Raw genomic sequence first — 17,768 nt, 5'->3', positions numbered from 1 at the left:
CATCTGCACGGCCTGCGCCACCGGCCTTATAAGCTTATTCTTTTGAATCGGCATACAGGCCGTCTGAAAAGTTTCAGACGGCCTTTGATGAATAACGCTTTAAACTATGGGCGCACAGCTTTCTTTTCAAGCCCGCAGCACCTTTTCATTTAACCCGGCTTTTGGTATAATTAAGCGCTTGCCCAAAAGCATGCGGACGTGGCGAAATTGGTAGACGCACCCGATTTAGGTTCTGGCGCCGAGAGGTGTGAGAGTTCGAGTCTCTCCGTCCGCACCACATAATTTATATAAATCAATGGTTTACAGAAATCCGGGACGAAACAGGGACACTTATTTTAATAAGCCGCCAAATTGGCGGCTTTTTTTACAAGCTAATCTTTACTCAACCACCCGTCCGTAAGCCTGCCATTCTGCCAAGTCGTTGCGCTGCTCATCTGCTACTTCTGCTATTTCTGTATAGCCGGCAACACATTAAATAAACAAAACTTTAGCCGTTTGGCAAACGATGGCGGTTATACATCGTTATACACAATTCGTATAATCAGCCATTCTATGTATAATCATAGCTAACAGCATTTAAATATCATCCAAAGCCATGCAAACCGATCCCTTATATTTCCACCGCCCGGAATATGCCGCAAAGTTGGTAAACAGCCTGAAAGGCGGCATCACACACGCATTCACATTGTTTGCACCGCGCCGCATGGGCAAAACGCAATTTCTGCTGAAAGACGTTGCACCGCTGGCAGAAGCAAACGGCTTTAATGTCTTTTACTTCTCATTCATGGCCGATGACCGCAATATCCCCGAGCGTTTTCAGACGGCCTTACAACAATTTGCCCAAAGCATTCAAACCGGCGGAAAAGCCAAATCGTTTATCAGCCAAATCAACAAAATCGAAGCTTTCGGCTTGGGCATAGAGCGGGAAAACGCCCCCGCGCCCACATTCAGCATTACCGAGCTCATCAGCGCCATAGCCAATACAAGCCGCCCCACTTTGCTCTTGCTGGATGAAGTGCAGGAGCTGGCGCGTTTCACCGGCGCGGCAGGGCTTATCCGCTCGCTTCGCACCGGCTTGGACATTCACCAAGACAACGTGAAAACCATCTTCACAGGCAGCAGCACCAACGGCCTGAAAACCATGTTCAACAACAGTAAAGCCCCGTTTTTCCACTTTGCACACGCATTGGATTTTCCCTTGCTCGGCAAAGATTTCACCGATTTTTTAGCCGACATCTACCACAGCCGCACGGGCAACAGCATCAACAAAACCGACCTATACCGCATGTTTGAGCGCTTAAACCACACGCCCATGTATATGCGCGCCATCATCCAAGACATGATTATCAACCCCGATTTACCGCTTGATGCAGCTGCCGACAACCGCATAGCGCAGATGAACACACAAAACACAGAATCAGGCGTATGGCAGAAATTGAAACCTTTGGAAAAAGCCATCATGCAGGACATAGCCGGCACAGACGACAGCAGCCCCTACAGCCATGAAAGCCGCCAAAAATACGCCGCCGCGCTCGGCATCGGCGAAATCAGCACCAGCAGCACACAAGGCGCCATCAGGCGGCTTGAGCGGCACGACCTCATCAGCAAAAACACCGCCGATAAATGGCAAATCAACAATCCGTTATTGAAAATGTGGATTTTGGAAAATGCATAAACAATACCAAGCCTAAAAAATAATCTATTGATTCGGCAATTAAATATTGAACATTTTCAGATGCCGGCAAACAAGCCAAAGGCTTGTTGCCCTCTCCCTAGCCCTCTCCCACGGGAGAGGGAACAGGTTTCTGCTGCGGGTAAGAGGATGTGAATATTCAATAATTAATTGCCGCATCTATAATTGCGTTATCCCGCTTTGCCGTACTGTCGCAGGCTTTTGCCTTGTTGTCTTGCTTTTTTAGGTTTGGTATAAAAGGCCGTCTGAAAGCCACTTCAGATGAAAACTTAGCAACAGCGTAGGTTGGGTTGATAAACCCAACATTTCAGACGGCTTGTGGATTTGTTGGGTTTATCAACCCAACCTACCCGCTGTCGCAGGCTTTTGCCTTGTTGTCTTGCTTTTTTTAGGTTTGGTATAAAAGGCCGTCTGAAAGCCACTTCAGATCAAAACTTAGCAGGCGTTCAGACGGCATCAAAGAGATTTGGATCACGAATGCAAACAGACCCATAGGGTCTGTTTGCATTTTATCGCGCGGCGATATTTTGGCTCAAAACCCTGCCCACAGATGAAATGTGCGCAGCGCTCAGTTTTTCATCGATTGCACCGGCGCGGGAATGCGGCCGCCGCGATTGACAAACACTTCGCACGAGCCTTCTTTCACCGGCATAATCGGCGCATAGCCGAGCAAGCCGCCGAATTCCACGCTCTCGCCCACATCTTTACCGGGCACGGGAATAATGCGCACGGCGGTGGTTTTGCTGTTGATCATGCCGATGGCCGCTTCATCGGCGATGATGCCGGAAAGAGTGGCGGCGCTGGTGCTGCCGGGCACGGCCACCATATCCAGGCCGACGGAGCACACGGCGGTCATGGCTTCGAGCTTGTCGAGCGTGAGCACGCCGCTTTGGGCGGCGGCAATCATGCCTTCGTCTTCCGACACGGGGATAAATGCGCCGCTCAAGCCGCCCACGGCGCTGCTGGCCATCATTCCGCCTTTTTTCACCGCATCGTTGAGCAAAGCCAGGGCGGCGGTGGTGCCGTGGGTGCCGCACACGCTCAGGCCCATTTCTTCGAGAATGCGCGCCACGCTGTCGCCCACCGCCGGCGTGGGGGCGAGCGACAAATCGAGAATGCCGAAGGGAATATCCAATAATTTGCTGGCTTCGTGGCCGATCAATTCACCCACGCGGGTGATTTTAAACGCGGTTTTCTTCACCACGTCGGCCACTTCGGTGAGCGTTTGCGCACCTGAATTTTCCAGCGCTGCTTTCACCACGCCGGGGCCGGACACGCCCACGTTGATTACCGCATCGGCCTCGCCCGAGCCGTGAAACGCGCCGGCCATAAACGGGTTGTCTTCCACCGCATTGCAAAACACCACGATTTTGGCGCAGCCGAAGCCCTCGGGCGTGATTTCGGCGGTGCGTTTGATGGTTTCGCCCGCCAGCTTCACCGCATCCATATTGATGCCGGCGCGGGTGGAGCCGATGTTGATGGAGCTGCACACAATCTCGGTGGTTTGCATGGCCTCGGGAATTGAGCGGATCAGCACTTCATCGGCGGGCGACATGCCTTTTTGCACCAGCGCGGAGAAGCCGCCGATAAACGACACGCCGATGGCTTTGGCGGCTTGATCGAGCGTTTGCGCAATGCTCACATAGCTGTCGGCGCCGGTGGCGGCGGCAATTTGGGCGATGGGCGTTACCGAAATGCGCTGGTTCACAATCGGCACGCCGTATTTGGCCGACAAATGCTTGGCGGTTTGCACCAAATCTTTGCCCACGCGGGTGATTTTGTTGTAGATATTTTGGTTTAACACTTCGATATCGGGGCTGATGCAATCGTGCAAATCGATGCCGATGGTGATGGTGCGCACATCGAAATTTTGGTCGGCCACCATTTTGACGGTTTCGAGGATTTCGTTGGACTGAATGCGGGTGCTCATGTGTTCAATCCTTTAAATGCGGTGCATGGCGTTGAAAATGTCTTCATTCTGCATGCGGATATCCAGCGCCAGCTTTTGACCCTCTGCGGCAAACAAATCGAGCATTTCCTGGCGGCTTTTCGGGCACTGCGCGGTGTCGACCAGAATAATCATGGTGAAGAAATTATCCATCAGCTGCTGGCTGATGTTGACGATATTCAAACGGTTGTCGGCCAATAATTTGGACACGTCGTAAACAATGCCGATGCGGTCTTTGCCGATCACGGTAATCACTGAATGGCTCATTTTTGCGCTTTCCTGATTGATTTGAGATTAATGTTTTAGAATATATTCAGACGGCCTTGAATAATAAAAGAGGCCGTCTGAAAACGTTTTGATATAAATAAAGCTTTACAGAATTAACGCCGCAATGCCAATTCTACCAAAATTTCGGCCGGCCGCCCTTTTGCCCAAAGATGGCCGCAATCTTGGCAATAAGTTACCATGGCCAAGCGGCTGCGGTTGAGCGGCGTTTCACCATCAGCCCATTCCCGCTCGTCTTCCAGCTCAAACCGCTCCAAGTCGGCATCCATTTCTTCAAGTGCCGCATCATATTCGGCCTCCAACTCTTCTTCCGAAGGCTGGCGCAGCAAAATTTCTGCCGCCTCGGGCATGGCAGCCACGGCAGCGGCCAAGTGTTTGCGCGCCTGATCTTGCTGCTCGAGCATGATGTGCGACAAGGCCTGCCCATAACGGAACAACACCAAATGCTCGCCTTTGTTTCTTTTGCACACGGCTTGCGCTTTGCGCCACTCACCCATCGTTTGATAGAGGCGCAGCAATTGCTGGTCTGTGCCCAAATCAGATTCAGGGCACACTTTATTCAGCCGCAGCAGCAGCTTTTCAGCCTGATGCCAATGCGCTTCTATCTCCAAATAAGCTTCGGCCAGCTGCGACATAGCCAACAGAAACAACTCATTCTCTTCGCTATTGGGCAGCTTGCAGGTATTCCAGTTGAAATCATCCGGCAAAGCCTGATAACCGGCTTCAACCGCCAGCCGCAGAAAATTGATTTGCGTGCCAACATTGGCGGCCACTTCGGAAGCACCAAGCAAGATATCGATATCGTCAGGCGCCAATTGGCAGAAAACATGCAACTTTTGCTGGTTGACGGCATCTAAAGAAAACACCATCATCGTTTTTTCTTGCTCACTGATATCCTCAGCTTGCAGCTGTTCCCACGCTTCCCAATATTCATCTTGCACCGCATCGAAATATTCGGACGCATCGATATCCGAGGGCGCGCTTTCATTGGGTGTGTATTGGAAAATATAGTGTTTGGGTTTGAATTCTATGCAGCGCAACATCATGCGCCTCCTTTCTTTAGCGGTTTAAATTAAAATTTCAGACGGCCTCATGCCATTCAAAAAAAGTAAGCTTATACCAAACCTAAAAAATAAGATAACAAGGCGGCGAGCCTCAAACAATAAAGATACTGCGGCAAGGTGCAACGTAGTTATAGTGGAATGCATAAAAAAGTGACACAACACGGGTTTGTTGGGTTGAAAACCCAACAAACCCACAGGCCGTCTGATACCAATTCAAAAAAGTAAGCTAACAAGGCGGAAGCCTGCGACAGTACAGATAGTACGGCAAGGCGAGGCAACGAAGTTAGGTTATTTTTTTGGATTGGTATGAAACGTTGGGTTTATCAACCCAAGCTACGCCGTTATAGTGCATAGTTTTGTATCACTTTTTCTTGCATTCCACTATAGGTTATTTTTAGGTTGGGTTTCAGACGGCCTGCTTCATCACAAGGCCGTCTGAAACCTTTACAGCTCGATGCCTTTGAGCTTGGCCACGGTGTTGATGTCTTTATCGCCGCGGCCGGAAAGGTTAACCAAAATCACCTGCTCTTTGCCCATCTTCGGTGCTTCGGCCACCGCCCACGCCAGCGCATGGCTGCTTTCGAGCGCGGGGATAATGCCTTCGTATTGGCACAGCAAATCAAAAGCCGCCAAGGCCGCATCGTCATCGGCGGCGTGATATTCCACCCGGCCGATGTCGGCCAAATGGCTGTGTTCGGGGCCGATGCCCGGGTAATCGAGGCCGGCAGACACCGAATGCGTGCCCAGCACCTGGCCGTTGTCATCCTGCATCAAATAGCTGCGAAAGCCGTGCAACACACCGATGGGTGCGTGGCTGGTAATCGGTGCGGCATGCTCGTGCGTGTCCACACCATGCCCGCCCGCTTCCACGCCCACCAAGCGCACGCCCGCCTCTTCGATATAAGGATAAAATAAGCCGATGGCATTGGAGCCGCCGCCCACGCAGGCCACGGCCACATCGGGCTGGCGGCCGATGGCTTCGAGCATTTGCGTTTTCGCTTCATTGCCGATCACACATTGAAAATCGCGCACCATCTCGGGATAAGGCGCGGGGCCCGCCGCCGTGCCGATGATGTAAAACGTGTCATCCACGCAGGCCACCCATTCGCGCATGGCTTCGTTCATCGCATCTTTGAGCGTGCGCGAGCCGCTTTCCACGCCCACCACATTGGCACCGAGCAGCTTCATCCGAAACACATTGGGTGCTTGACGCTGAATATCGTCCGCCCCCATATACACATGACATTCCATGCCGAAACGCGCCGCCACCGTGGCCGAAGCCACGCCGTGCTGGCCGGCGCCGGTTTCCGCAATCACGCGTTTTTTGCCCATGCGCCGCGCCAGCAAAGCCTGGCCGATGGTGTTGTTGACCTTATGCGCGCCGGTGTGGTTGAGGTCTTCGCGCTTCAGATAAATCTGTGCGCCGCCCAAATGCTCGCTCAGGCGCTGCGCATGATAAACCGGGCTGGGGCGGCCGACATAATGCTGCAAATCATGATGAAATTCTGCCCAAAAATCAGGGTCTTGCTTGGCTTCGCGATAAGCATCGGCCAATTCTTGCAGCGCCGGAATCAATGTTTCCGACACATACACACCGCCGTGTTCGCCAAAAAAACCCTGCTCGTTGGGAGAATGATAATTTTTCATGTTTTGTCCTTTGAAAATCAGCTTTTCAGACGGCCTTTTCCAAACAGGCCGTCTGAAAATAGAAAATGCGCCCTTTATTGCGCGGCGGCTGCGTGCTGCAAAACGTTTCACAAAACAGAGCCGCCGGCTGTGCAGTTGTGTAGGTGGGATGCTTAAATCCGACGCCTGCTCGAAGAACAAGTGCATATACGCTAAGTGTTCGGCCTTAAAAACCGAATATCGAGCTCAAGAATCTTATATAGTGGCCTGCATAAAAAAAGTGATGCGGCGGGTAGCTTGGGTTGAAAACCCAACAAATCCACAAGCCGTCTGAAACCTTGGGTTTCGCAACCCAACCCACGCTGTTTCAGAATGCAGTCGTGTCCCTTTTTCTTGCATTACACTATAATCGAAAAAGCGATATATGCTTAATCAAACTTTCCTCATTGCTTTTGCGCTTCCCGCACCACCGCCATAAAAGCCGCCATTTTTTGCGGGCATTTCACCCCCGGCGCGCTTTCCACGCCGCTGGAAATATCCACGGCGTCGGCACCGGCAATGCGCAGCGCCTCAGCCACATTTTCAGGCGTGAGCCCGCCCGACAATATCCAGTGGCCGCTCAAATTTTCCGGCAGCATCTGCCAATCGAAGCGCTGCCCTGTACCGCCATATTCGCCTTCCACATAAGCATCCAACAAAAGCGCGCGGGCATCGGCAAACTCAGCCGCCGCAGCGGCAATATCCTGCGCATGGCGTACGCGCACGGCTTTCAGATAAGGGCGCTCAAAGCGGCGGCAGAATTCGGGCGGCTCATCACCGTGAAACTGGATAATATCCACCGGCACCTGCCGCAACACTTCACGGATACGGGCTTCGGTTTCGTTCACAAACAAAGCCGCCACGCTCACAAACGGCGGCAAAGCGCGCACCACCGCCTGCGCAGCTTCAATCGTTACAAAACGGCGGCTTTTTTCATAAAACACCAGCCCCACCGCATCCACGCCGAGCCGGGCGGCTTCGGCAGCATCTTCGGGGCGGGTGAAGCCGCAAATTTTGGTGCGGATTTTCGACATAATATATCCACTCTCGCAGCCGCCCGCAGGCGGCTGACCATCATTTTGCTACAAAGGTAAAAGGCCGTCTGAAAGGATTGTTTCTTATTTCTTTCAACCCAAAGCTTTGCGTAGCAAGCACTTCATCCAAATCATTGTTTCAACGCACAGCCGCCCGAAGGCGACTGGGGCTGACGGGGATCGAACCCGCATATTCTGCTTGGTTTCAACTCACAGCCACCCGAAGGCGGCTGGTCGTTTTCTGCCGGCTATTGCTCCCAGTCGAACTTGTTTCAACGCACTGCCGCCCGCACCCCACTCGCTACCTTTTCAGACGGCCTATCTCACTCAAAACCACAGCCACTCCGGCGGCGGCGGCGTGGCCACGCCCCATTCCGGCGGGTAATCCACGCCGGTGAGGTAAAGGCCGTCGGGCATAAAAGTGGGCGGCGCTTTCAAGCGGCTTTTTTCGGCCAGCAAAGCGGCAAACCCGGCCACGCTCATGCGCCCGCTGCCCACATACACCAGCGCGCCGACAATATTGCGCACCATATGGTGCAAAAAAGCATTGCCGTGCAAATCCAGCGCCATCAGATCGGCGCTGCCTTGCAAGGAAGCGCTGTAGAGCGTTTTGACAGGCGATTTGGCCTGGCAGGCCGCAGCGCGAAAGCTGGAAAAATCATGTTTGCCCACCAAGAGCGCCACAGCCTCTTGCATCGCAGCCAGGCAAAGCGGCGTGTGCGTCCAGCCCACTTTGCCCAACAGCAGCGGCGGGCGCACCGGCGTGGATTGCAACACATAACGGTAGCGGCGGCCGAATGCATCAAAACGCGCGTGAAAACGCGCATCCACACGCTGCGCCCGCCACACCGCCACACCTTCAGGCAAATGTGCATTCACACCGCGTATCCATGCCTGCTCGCTGCGCTCGGCCGCGGTGTCGAAATGCACCACTTGCGCGGTGGCATGCACGCCGGTGTCGGTGCGCCCGGCGGCAATGGTGTGCATCGGCGCACATGCAATGCGGCTCAAAGCCTGCTCCAGCGCCGCTTGCACGGTAGCCACGCCGCCGGCCTGCTTTTGCCAGCCGTAAAAGCGGCTGCCGTCATACGAGAGGGTCAACGCCCAACGTTGAACGGGCGGCAGTGTGTGTTCGAGCGGCATGGCAGCGCTTTTAAAGTAAAGCGGCCATTATATCGCGAATCATGCGCACCATCCTACCGCGGCAAGGAATATGGCCGGATGGCACAGCGGAAAACCTGTCCGCCGGCACCGCCGCTCGGCTGCATTTTGCTTCACGCCTTACGTCAAGCCAAATAAATAAGCCATGATAAATATTACATGCGAGGCCGTCTGAAAACCTTTCAGACGGCCTTTGCTTCAGATTTCAAGCACAACACTTGCAAGTCGGAAGATTGTCTGCGGCTCTGCCGTTTGGCTGTTTTATACCAATTCAAAAAAGGAAGTTAACAAGGCGGAAGCCTGCGACAGTACAGATAGTACGGCAAGGCGAGACAACGAAGTTAGGTTATTTTTTTGGATTGGTATTATTTTTTAGAGCGGGTGCAATTGAGTTTCCTCACCACACCAATCAAAAGGCCGTCTGAAACATAAAAAGCCCGAGTGTTCACCCGGGCTTTTTCAAACAATATCAGGAAGCATCCAGCTCATCCAACAGCGCTTGGGCTTTCGCCAAAATGCCGCCGTCTGATTCTTCCATCAACTCCAGCAAAGTATCGCGTGCGGCTTCGGGGTCGCCGATTTCGATATACATTTTCGCCAACTCGTATTTGGCTTCCAACGGTGCAGTCATGCCCACCGATTCGGTGATAAAGCCGGTTTCGGCGCGCTCGCCTGCCGCTTCGGCAGCAGATTCATCCCACTCGATGACAGCCGGTGCGCCCTCATCAAGCGTAATGCCGCCTGCATCGGCAGCCACATCATCGCCCTCTTGCATGGCAATGGCGCTTTCCGCTTCGGCATACCAGCTTTCGGTGGCCGGCTCATCGGCCACACCGGCCATTTGGTCGGTGCGTTTCGCCTCGTCGGCTTCAGTGTCGAACTCGAGCGGCGCGAAAGGATCTTCTTCGGCAGCACTTGCTTTTTCGTCAACTGCAAAATCAGCATCTGCAATGTCCGCAGTTTTTGCATCAACCTCTGCCCAAGCAGCAGGTTCAACGGCTTCAGGCTCAGCCTGCACCGCAATATCAGCCACTGAGGCAGCCGCGGCCACAGGCGTTTCAAGCTGCGGCTCATCCGGCTCATACACGCTCTCGGTGGATTCAAGCTGCTCCCAATCCACTTCTTTGCGCTGCTCGGTGGCTTCATCACGCGTGATTGCGCCCGACAAAATACCGTTTTGCTGGCTGTCGATGCTGCCTAAATCCAAGTTGATGCTGTCATCAGCTTCTTTAACAACGGCAACTTTTTCTACATCGGTGAAGAAAATATCATCGTCAAAATCATCTTCCACTTCCAAGCCGCTGCTCTCGCTTTTGCCTTTGCCCTCTGTGGCGACTTTGCCGGCGGCCAAGGTGGCTGCGGCTTCTGCACGGGTAAGCGGCGCATTGTTGCTCGGGCGCGCAACCGGCTGATGGGTGCGAATGCCTTCTTCAGAAGCAGAAGCCTTCTCAACCGGCGCATCTGCTGCCGCACCGGATTGGGCGTCAAACGGAGAAGTCTCGTCCTCTTCTTCCTTAAACACCACCGTTTTGTGTTTTTTGCCCAACATTTTGGACAACATCCACAATGCAATCAAACCCAAACCGCCCAGCAGCAACCAGCGCCACCAAGAGCCGCTTTCGCGCGGCTCGGGCTCAGGCTCGGTTTGCGGCGCAGGCACCACCACCGGCTCGGAAGCCGGCTGCGCCACGGCCTCAGAAGCGGTTACAACGGGTGCAGAAGCCTCCATCGGTGCCGCAACAGGCGCTGATGCGGGCTCGGCAACCGGCTCGGAAGCCGCAGGCGTGGGCACAGGCTCTGCCGGTGTAACCGGCACCGGTTCACCCGGTTTCGCCAGACGGTGCAATTCTTCGGCAGCCGGAATATTCAGCACATTGCCCGGCCAAATGCGGTCGGGGCTGCCTGATTCGAAAATTTCAGGGTTGGCCTGCACCAAGGCCAGCATGGTTTGGCGTGTGCTCAGCCCGGCCGGCCGCACGCGGCTGGCGATGCCCATCAGGGTTTCACCCGAGCGCACCGTGTATTCTCCGGCGGCAACGCGGGTGTTTTGGCGCTCCGGCGCTTTGGCGGGTGCCGGGCGGTTTTGCGCTGCGCGGGGTGCAGCGGCGGCACGGCTGCCGTGCTCGCTTGCGCGCGTAGCCGGCTCATCGGCCTGGCGCACCGGCGCACGATTGGCGGTGCTGCCCGATGCATAGCCCGGCGGGTCGATAATGGCGGTGTATTGGCGCGCCTGTGCGCCCACACCCATTTGGAAAACCAGCACCGGATCGCGCACGGCGCCGCTGGAGCGGATGCTCACAATAGCATTGTCGCCCGATTTGCGCACACTGGTGCTCAAACGGTTGTCGGAAATGCTGGCTTTGCCGCCGCTCAGCAATATTTTGGCCTCATCGCCGGTAACCGTTACCGTGCCGGAAAAAGGCTCGCCTAAATGAGATTGAACGTTCAAACCACCCAGCCCGGCCACGGCACTGAATGAGGCCATCAGCGCCACCGAAGCGGCGATCATTTTGATTCGACGATTATTTTTCAAAACTTATGTCCCCTGTTGGATTGCAGCGCAGCTGCCAGACTTTTGCGTACCCTGCATGATATATTCGAATCGCTTACTCTGCCAAGCCATCTTGCTAATTTATGTTAAAACAAATGCCGCAATGCGGCTTTATAGCCACGCCAAGCAGGCATTGCGGCCGGCATAAAATGAAAAATCGGGTTAAGCGGGTACAAAAGGCGGCGCACTTTGCCAAGATAAATGATGCAAAAGCGGCCGCGTGAATGTATGATTATCGTTTGCATGCATTTCAACAACCCTGTTTACATGAAAATATTAAGCGATTTGCTGGCGGTTATCCTTTTTTTCGCCACCTACACTCTCACCAAAAATATCGTATGGGCCACGGCCGTGGCGCTGGTTATCGGCGTGTTGCAGGCGGCCTTTACCTGGATTCGGCACAAAAAGCTCGACACCATGCAGTGGGTAAGCTTGGCCCTGATTGTGGTGTTTGGCGGGGCCACCATTTTGCTGCACGATGCCCGTTTTATTATGTGGAAGCCGACGCTTTTGTTTTGGGTGGGTGCGCTGGTGCTGCTGGCCAGCCATTTGATGGGCAAAAACGGACTCAAAGCGATGATGGGCAAAGAAATCACCCTGCCGGAGGGCGTGTGGCGCAAGCTCACTTTTGCCTGGCTGGCTTTTTTGGTGCTGATGGGCTTGGTTAACCTTTTTGTCGCTTATACCTTCACCGAAGCCCAATGGGTAAATTACAAACTTTTCGGCTCCACCGCCCTGATGATTGTGTTTTTTATCGCTCAAGGCATGTATTTGAGCCGTTTTCTTCCGCAGGAGAACAAATAATGGAATATTATATGTTGTTGGCCACAGATGCCGATGATGCGCATGAAGCGCGCATGAGCGCACGTGCCGGCCATTTGCAGCGCCTCGAAGCGCTCAAAGCGGAAGGCCGGCTGCTTATCGCCGGCCCCAACCCGTTGCCCGACAATCCCGAGCGTTTTTCCGGCAGCCTGATTGTTGCCCAATTCGCTTCACTCGACGATGCACAAAGCTGGGCCGAGCAAGACCCTTATGTGGATGCCGGCGTGTATGACGAAATTTTGATCAAACCTTTCAAAGCCGTGTTCAAATGAGCCCCATGCAACAGCAAATCGAGCAACGCCTGCAACATTTGGCCGTAGAAGTGTTCGAATTTCGCGACGACAGCCACTTGCACGCCGGCCATGCCGGCAATCAGGGCGGCGGCCATTACGCCTTACTCGTGGTGAGCGAAAAGTTTAAAGATGTTTCGCGCATCAACCGCCAGCGCATGGTAAAAGAAGCCTTGCACGATTTGTTTTCAGACGGCCTCATTCATGCATTAAGCATCAAAGCCGCCACACCCGATGAATATTTCAGCTAAGCCGTTTTCATTTAAATTTACCGAGAATACCGACATGAAAAAAACTTATCTTACCTCTGCCCTGATGTTGGCCGCTTTTTCCGGCAGCCTGATGGCACAAACCCTGGTTACCGTAAACGGCACCAAAATCGACAGCAAAGAAATCGATGCGCAGGTGAAAATGCTGCAAAGCCAAAGCAACGGCCAGCTGCAAGACAGCCCGGCTCTGCGCCAAAACCTCACCCAACGCCAAGTAACCCAAACGCTGGTTACGCAAGAAGCCCGCCGCCTGAAGCTGGAGCAAAGCAGCCAATACAAGCAAGCGCTGGAGCAGGCTCGCGCAGCAGCCAAGCAAGACGGCTCCGACAAACAGCCCAACTTCAAACAACAATGGGCGGTTTATGAAGGCGATTTGCTCGCCCAAGCCTATATGGCGCATGTGCTCACCAACAATCCGGTTACCGACAGCGACGTGCAGCGCGCCTACACCGATTTCAGCAATTTCTATAAAGGCAGCCAAGAAGTGCAGCTGGGTGAAATCCTCACCCGCAGCAGCGCCGATGCCCAAAAAGCCGAAGCCGATCTGAAAGCCAAAAAAAGCTTTCAAACCGTGGCCCGCCAATACACCATCGATCCGCAAGGCAAGCAAAACGGCGGCATCGCCCAAAACTATGTGCGCCTGAAAGATTTGGAGCAAGGTGCGCCGGTGGTTTACGGCGCGGTGAAAGATTTGCGCAAAGGCGCTTACACCGCACCCCTGCAAAGCAACGACGGCCTTTATGCCATTTTTTATGTGAATGACAAACGCGCCGTGAAGCTGCCCACTTTCGACGAAGCCAAACAAGGCTTGGCACAAGATCTGCAAACCGCCCGTATCGACCAAGCCGTGGCCGCCCTTTACCAAAAAGCCGACATCAAGTCCGCCAACTAAAGGGGAGCTGAGATGAACAAACACACCACTTTGGCCGGCGCATTAGCGCTGGCTTTGGCCGGCTTTGCGCTCGCCCAAGCGCCGCAAATCGACAAAGGCCGCATCGACAGCATGGTGGCGCAAGTGCTCAAACAAGCCGATGCCGACCCCAACACCAGCCATCAGCCCGACGGCGCGCAAATCCGCCGCGAAGTGACGCTGCAACTGCAAAGCCTGGAAGTGCTGAAAAACGAAGCCTTCAAAGCCGGCCTCGATAAAAAGCCCGAAGTGCAAAACCAGCTTAAAAACGTAGAAGCCCAATTTTACGCGGCTCAATACGTCAACCATCTGGAAAACAGCACCGAAGTAAACGAGGCCGAAGTGCGCGCCGCCTACGAGCAGCAAACCCGCATCATCAAATTGCAGCAAGTGCAGTTTGACAGCGCCCAAGCCGCCCGCGAGGCGCAGCAATTGCTGCTCAAAGGTATGAGCTTCGAAGCGCTGATGAAGCGCTACCCCAACCCCGAACAGCAATTTGACGACTTTATCTCACCGCAACAGCTGCCGCCCGACATGACCGCGCTTGCCCAAATGACCCGCGGCGAAGTCACCCGCGAGCCGGTGCTGCTCAACGGCAAATATTATCTTTTCAAGCTGGCCGCTGCCGAGCGCAACCCCGAAGCGCCGCCTTATGAAGTGATTAAATCCCAGCTCACACAGCAAGCCAAGCAGCAAAAAGTGCAGGCGCAAATCGAGCAGCTTTTGAAAAGCAACGGCATCGTGCCGCCCGAGAGCCGCTAAAGCTCGCAAGGCCGTCTGAAAGCTTTCAGACGGCCTTTTATATCAAACCTGAAACAACCTGACTGCATTATCTTGCCTTGCAGCATTAGCTGGAGCTTATACCAATCTAAAAAAATAACCTGACTGCGTTGTCTCGCCTTGCCGTACTATCTGTACTGTCGCAGGCTTCCGCCTTGTTAGTTTGCTTTTTTGAAGGGTATTATTGCCAATTCCGCATATTTAATTTATCCAAACCCATCTGCACGCTTGAGCCAAACTTTATCAAGCCCCTTTTTTCTAAGGAGATGTTATGAAAAAAAACCTCCGCGCTCGCCTTCTTCGCCGCCTTGCTGCTGCCCGCTGCCTTGCCGGCCGCACCTAAAGCCGCCACCCCGCCGGCATCGGCGCAAGCGGCCAAAGCCAAAGGCGTGTGGATAGATGTGCGCTCGCCCGAAGAATTCAGCCAAGGCCATTTGCAAGGCGCCATCAATATCCCTGCCGACCAAATCGGCGCCAAAATCAGCAGCATCAGCCCCGACAAACAAGCCCCCATCCATCTCTATTGCCGCAGCGGCCGCCGTGCCGAAGCCGCCCTGCAAACCCTCAAGCAGCTCGGCTACAACAATGTGACCAACCACGGCGGCTATGAAGATTTGCGCAAACAAGGCTTGCGCTAAGGCTTATTGATCCGGCAATTAAACTTTGAAATTTAATTGTCGTTTCCATAGGCCGTCTGAAACATTCAGACGGCCTCAAACACTTAAGCAACCCGGCCTACGGCACTCAGATTTCGTTTTGCCTGCATAACGTATCGTGCCAAATAATACCAATTCAAAAAAATAATATACAAACAGGCAGCCTGTAGGTCGGATTCTCGAATCCGACACTTGTTCGCAGAACAAGGCACGCACATTGCTTTGGCCGTTGGCCAAACGTCGGATTCAAGAATCCGACCTACGCGGATGATGCTGCCAAACTGTTTTTATTTTGTAAGGTTATTTTTTAAAATTGGTATAAACCATCGGCGCAATGCATTCAAACCATGGCACACAGCAGCTTGAATGCACCGCCGCCCAAGCGCAAACCCTGCCGCCGCGCTGCCCAAACCACCCGCTTATCCGCCTTTTCTCTATGCAACATCCACTCAGGAGCCGCCATGAAAACCTTGTTCCGCCCCAGCCTCGCCGCCCTCGCCGCTGCTTTCACCCTGAGCGCCTGCAGCCACACACCACACCAGCCACCCCAACCGAGAGCCTACGCCGCCATGCCCAGCACCCACACCGTAGTCAGCCGCTATTCTTTCAACGACACCGTATCCCGTCTGGAAAACGCCATCACCTCACGCGGCATGACCGTGTTTGCCGTAATCGACCACCAAGCCGCCGCCCGCCAAAGCGGCCTTAACATGCAGCCGGCCAAAGTGATTATCTTCGGCACACCCAAAGCCGGCACGCCGCTGATGGCAAAAGACCCGGCTTTTGCGCTGCAACTGCCGCTGCGCGTGTTGGTCACGGAAAACGGCGGCCAAGTGCAAGTGGTGTTTAACGACACCCGCGCACTAATCAGCGGCAGCAACATCGGCTATGCCGAAGTGGAAAATACCCTGGCCGGCGCCGAAAAACTGATTCGTCACACCGTGAGCGAATAAAGCGGCGCCAATATTAAAAAGGCCGTCTGAAACCATTTTCAGACGGCCTTTTTAATATTTGACATCAAACACTTACAGCAATATTTCGCGGCTCACCCCATCAACGGTTTCCACAATTGAAAAGGTTTTCGCTTGCGTGTCGGCCCGCATCACGGCAGAAGTGCGCTCGGCGGCATTGTGCCAAGTGATTTCCATCTCGTTGGCATCCAACGCTTTCACCGCAAATTCGCCGTCAAACGCGCGGCTTGTGTTGCGGAATTTCAAAAGATTGAACAGCTGCTGCACCACATCGCGCTGCACTTCGCGCTCGATTTCTGCCAAAGTGTAGTAATGGCGGTTGATGTTGCGGCCTTCTTTGGTGTGTTCCAGCAATTCGATGTCGTTTTCACCCGCGAGCAGGCCCACATAATAGATTTGCGGAATGCCGGGGGCGAAGCATTGCAGCACGCGCGCGAGCAGATAGGCTTGGTCGTTGTTGCCCAAGGCCGAATAATAGGTGCAATTGATTTGATAGATATCGAGGTTGTTATACTCGGCGCTGCTGTATTTTTTCTTCACATTCGCGCCTTGCGCATAGAGTGCTTCGCGGGCGGCTTCTATTTCTTCGTCGCTCATCAAATCTTTCACATCCACCACGCCGATGCCGTCGTGGGTGTCGAGCGTGGTAAATTGTTTGCGCGGGCAGATTTCCATCCAGTGCACCAATCGGTCGACGCGGCCGCTGAATAAGGTGTGCAACACCAACATCGGCAGCGCGAAATCATACACATAGTAATCGTGCTCGGCGATTTTGAGCTGAATGGTGTAATGCTCGTGGATTTCGGGCAACACGCTCACATTGTGCGCATCGAGCACATCGGTGCATTCTTTCAGGGTTTCCCAAATTTCCGGCTCCACAAAAAAGCAGTTGGTGCCGATTTTTTTGTTGGCATAGGCAAAGGCATCAAGGCGGATAATGGATGCGCCCTGCTCCGACAAAAAGGTGAGGTTGTTTTTGATGAATTTTCGGGTGGTGGGCGTGGTCACGTCTAAATCCACCTGCTGCTCATCAAATGTGCACCACACTTTTTCCGCGCTGCCATCGGCAAATTCGGCCATGCGGTAAGGTGCGCGCGGTTTGCGTTTGTAGATTAGGTCAACCTGCTCTTCGGTCGGCTCGCCGTTGGGCCAGAAATCTTTATAGCGGATAAACAGATCGGCATATTCCGAAGCGTCTTTTTTCGCGAGGAAATCTTGGAAATAAGGCGATTGGGCAGAAATATGGTTCACCATAAAATCAAACATCAAATAATAATCTTTTGCCAGCGCATTCACATCAGCCCAGCTGCCGAATGCGGGATCGACCTTGGTGTAATCCATCGGCGCAAAGCCGCGGTCGCCCGATGAGGGGAAAAACGGCAGAATATGCACACCGCCCACCACATCTTTAAGCGGCCCTTGCAACACTTTTTGCAGATCGTTCAAATTGCTGCCCAGGCTGTCGGCATAGGTAATCAGCATGGCTTGGTTTTTTAACGGCATGGTTTTTTCCTGTGGTCGGTTTTGGGTTTAAGTGCGGCAGCACGCGCGTTTGCGCACAGGCTGAGCTATTATCATCATGATGTTTTTAAACGGCATTACTTAAAAGACATCGGTGTCATTTGCATGCATCATAGCAGCCCTGTGCCATAAGTCAATCACTTGAAAT

General features: G+C 53.7%; 16 protein-coding genes and 1 tRNA gene. 9 read left to right on the top strand and 8 right to left on the bottom strand.

Going from position 1 to position 17,768, the window contains the following annotated elements; translation table 11 throughout:
• Window positions 1–192 precede the first annotated feature (192 nt).
• Both LVJ78_RS04535 and LVJ78_RS04530 read left to right on the top strand, forming a co-directional pair.
• Window positions 193–277: transfer RNA gene (locus LVJ78_RS04535), tRNA-Leu, on the top strand.
• A gap of 318 nt (window positions 278–595) precedes the next feature.
• On the top strand, window positions 596–1,675 hold the full coding sequence (locus tag LVJ78_RS04530; RefSeq protein WP_132953764.1) for an ATP-binding protein: 1,080 nt from the start codon (window positions 596–598) through the stop codon (window positions 1,673–1,675).
• 586 nt (window positions 1,676–2,261) lie between these two features.
• Here LVJ78_RS04530 and LVJ78_RS04525 read toward each other — a convergent pair.
• The 7 genes from LVJ78_RS04525 to LVJ78_RS04495 all read right to left on the bottom strand — a co-directional run bounded on the left by LVJ78_RS04525 (window position 2,262) and on the right by LVJ78_RS04495 (window position 11,359).
• Window positions 2,262–3,623, bottom strand: a complete 1,362-nt coding sequence (locus LVJ78_RS04525) for a PFL family protein (protein ID WP_132953765.1) — start codon at window positions 3,621–3,623, stop codon at window positions 2,262–2,264.
• Window positions 3,624–3,635: 12 nt separating this feature from the next.
• Window positions 3,636–3,908, bottom strand: a complete 273-nt coding sequence (locus LVJ78_RS04520; RefSeq protein WP_132953766.1) for an ACT domain-containing protein — start codon at window positions 3,906–3,908, stop codon at window positions 3,636–3,638.
• Between the two features lie 113 nt (window positions 3,909–4,021).
• Window positions 4,022–4,972 (bottom strand): tetratricopeptide repeat protein, encoded by a 951-nt coding sequence (locus LVJ78_RS04515; RefSeq protein WP_132953767.1) that lies wholly within the window; start codon window positions 4,970–4,972, stop codon window positions 4,022–4,024.
• Between the two features lie 462 nt (window positions 4,973–5,434).
• Window positions 5,435–6,637: a tryptophan synthase subunit beta gene (gene trpB / locus LVJ78_RS04510; RefSeq protein WP_132953768.1), complete on the bottom strand. Its 1,203-nt coding sequence runs from the start codon at window positions 6,635–6,637 to the stop codon at window positions 5,435–5,437.
• A gap of 422 nt (window positions 6,638–7,059) precedes the next feature.
• A complete protein-coding gene (locus LVJ78_RS04505; protein WP_132953769.1) occupies window positions 7,060–7,689 on the bottom strand; it encodes a phosphoribosylanthranilate isomerase in 630 nt (209 codons plus the stop codon).
• 327 nt (window positions 7,690–8,016) lie between these two features.
• Window positions 8,017–8,832 carry a tRNA pseudouridine(38-40) synthase TruA gene (gene truA, locus LVJ78_RS04500; protein WP_132953770.1) on the bottom strand — a complete coding sequence of 272 codons (816 nt, stop codon included), beginning with the start codon at window positions 8,830–8,832 and terminating at the stop codon, window positions 8,017–8,019.
• A gap of 487 nt (window positions 8,833–9,319) precedes the next feature.
• Window positions 9,320–11,359 (bottom strand): motility hub landmark protein FimV, encoded by a 2,040-nt coding sequence (locus LVJ78_RS04495; RefSeq protein WP_243650342.1) that lies wholly within the window; start codon window positions 11,357–11,359, stop codon window positions 9,320–9,322.
• A gap of 309 nt (window positions 11,360–11,668) precedes the next feature.
• Between LVJ78_RS04495 and LVJ78_RS04490 the strand changes: the two genes are divergently transcribed.
• The 7 genes from LVJ78_RS04490 to LVJ78_RS04460 all read left to right on the top strand — a co-directional run bounded on the left by LVJ78_RS04490 (window position 11,669) and on the right by LVJ78_RS04460 (window position 16,081).
• Window positions 11,669–12,205 carry a septation protein A gene (locus LVJ78_RS04490; RefSeq protein ID WP_132953772.1) on the top strand — a complete coding sequence of 179 codons (537 nt, stop codon included), beginning with the start codon at window positions 11,669–11,671 and terminating at the stop codon, window positions 12,203–12,205.
• Window positions 12,205–12,495, top strand: coding sequence for a YciI family protein (locus LVJ78_RS04485; RefSeq protein ID WP_132953773.1), 291 nt, complete (start codon window positions 12,205–12,207; stop codon window positions 12,493–12,495). The genes LVJ78_RS04490 and LVJ78_RS04485 overlap by 1 nt, the downstream gene beginning before the upstream one ends.
• On the top strand, window positions 12,492–12,764 hold the full coding sequence (locus LVJ78_RS04480; RefSeq protein WP_132953774.1) for a BolA family protein: 273 nt from the start codon (window positions 12,492–12,494) through the stop codon (window positions 12,762–12,764). The genes LVJ78_RS04485 and LVJ78_RS04480 overlap by 4 nt, the downstream gene beginning before the upstream one ends.
• 34 nt (window positions 12,765–12,798) lie before the next feature.
• Window positions 12,799–13,674, top strand: a complete 876-nt coding sequence (locus LVJ78_RS04475; RefSeq protein ID WP_132953775.1) for a peptidylprolyl isomerase — start codon at window positions 12,799–12,801, stop codon at window positions 13,672–13,674.
• Window positions 13,675–13,686: 12 nt separating this feature from the next.
• The gene (locus tag LVJ78_RS04470; RefSeq protein ID WP_132953776.1) at window positions 13,687–14,454 is read left to right on the top strand and encodes a peptidyl-prolyl cis-trans isomerase; all 768 of its coding nucleotides are present in this window, start codon (window positions 13,687–13,689) and stop codon (window positions 14,452–14,454) included.
• 326 nt (window positions 14,455–14,780) lie between these two features.
• Complete coding sequence (locus LVJ78_RS04465; protein WP_132953777.1) at window positions 14,781–15,110, top strand: rhodanese-like domain-containing protein; 330 nt, start codon at window positions 14,781–14,783, stop codon at window positions 15,108–15,110.
• A 479-nt stretch (window positions 15,111–15,589) separates the two neighbouring features.
• Window positions 15,590–16,081, top strand: a complete 492-nt coding sequence (locus LVJ78_RS04460) for a DUF302 domain-containing protein (protein WP_132953824.1) — start codon at window positions 15,590–15,592, stop codon at window positions 16,079–16,081.
• Window positions 16,082–16,153: 72 nt separating this feature from the next.
• Here LVJ78_RS04460 and gtfA read toward each other — a convergent pair whose 3' ends face one another.
• Window positions 16,154–17,602, bottom strand: coding sequence for a sucrose phosphorylase (gene gtfA, locus LVJ78_RS04455; protein WP_132953778.1), 1,449 nt, complete (start codon window positions 17,600–17,602; stop codon window positions 16,154–16,156).
• Window positions 17,603–17,768: the final 166 nt, after the last annotated feature.

The sequence above is a fragment of the Uruburuella suis genome (genome assembly GCF_022870845.1).
Taxonomy (GTDB): Bacteria; Pseudomonadota; Gammaproteobacteria; order Burkholderiales; family Neisseriaceae; genus Neisseria; species Neisseria suis.
This window is presented reverse-complemented; position numbering and strand designations above follow the sequence as displayed.

Excerpts from the sequence above, each read along its gene's own strand:
- LVJ78_RS04530 (WP_132953764.1), top strand. The coding sequence starts at position 596 with ATGCAAACCGATCCCTTATATTTCCACCGCCCGGAATATGCCGCAAAG.
- LVJ78_RS04525 (WP_132953765.1), bottom strand. The coding sequence starts at position 3,623 with ATGAGCACCCGCATTCAGTCCAACGAAATCCTCGAAACCGTCAAAATG.
- LVJ78_RS04520 (WP_132953766.1), bottom strand. The coding sequence starts at position 3,908 with ATGAGCCATTCAGTGATTACCGTGATCGGCAAAGACCGCATCGGCATT.
- LVJ78_RS04515 (WP_132953767.1), bottom strand. The coding sequence starts at position 4,972 with ATGATGTTGCGCTGCATAGAATTCAAACCCAAACACTATATTTTCCAA.
- trpB (WP_132953768.1), bottom strand. The coding sequence starts at position 6,637 with ATGAAAAATTATCATTCTCCCAACGAGCAGGGTTTTTTTGGCGAACAC.
- LVJ78_RS04505 (WP_132953769.1), bottom strand. The coding sequence starts at position 7,689 with ATGTCGAAAATCCGCACCAAAATTTGCGGCTTCACCCGCCCCGAAGAT.
- truA (WP_132953770.1), bottom strand. The coding sequence starts at position 8,832 with ATGCCGCTCGAACACACACTGCCGCCCGTTCAACGTTGGGCGTTGACC.
- LVJ78_RS04495 (WP_243650342.1), bottom strand. The coding sequence starts at position 11,359 with ATGATCGCCGCTTCGGTGGCGCTGATGGCCTCATTCAGTGCCGTGGCC.
- LVJ78_RS04490 (WP_132953772.1), top strand. The coding sequence starts at position 11,669 with ATGAAAATATTAAGCGATTTGCTGGCGGTTATCCTTTTTTTCGCCACC.
- LVJ78_RS04485 (WP_132953773.1), top strand. The coding sequence starts at position 12,205 with ATGGAATATTATATGTTGTTGGCCACAGATGCCGATGATGCGCATGAA.
- LVJ78_RS04480 (WP_132953774.1), top strand. The coding sequence starts at position 12,492 with ATGAGCCCCATGCAACAGCAAATCGAGCAACGCCTGCAACATTTGGCC.
- LVJ78_RS04475 (WP_132953775.1), top strand. The coding sequence starts at position 12,799 with ATGAAAAAAACTTATCTTACCTCTGCCCTGATGTTGGCCGCTTTTTCC.
- LVJ78_RS04470 (WP_132953776.1), top strand. The coding sequence starts at position 13,687 with ATGAACAAACACACCACTTTGGCCGGCGCATTAGCGCTGGCTTTGGCC.
- LVJ78_RS04460 (WP_132953824.1), top strand. The coding sequence starts at position 15,590 with ATGAAAACCTTGTTCCGCCCCAGCCTCGCCGCCCTCGCCGCTGCTTTC.
- gtfA (WP_132953778.1), bottom strand. The coding sequence starts at position 17,602 with ATGCCGTTAAAAAACCAAGCCATGCTGATTACCTATGCCGACAGCCTG.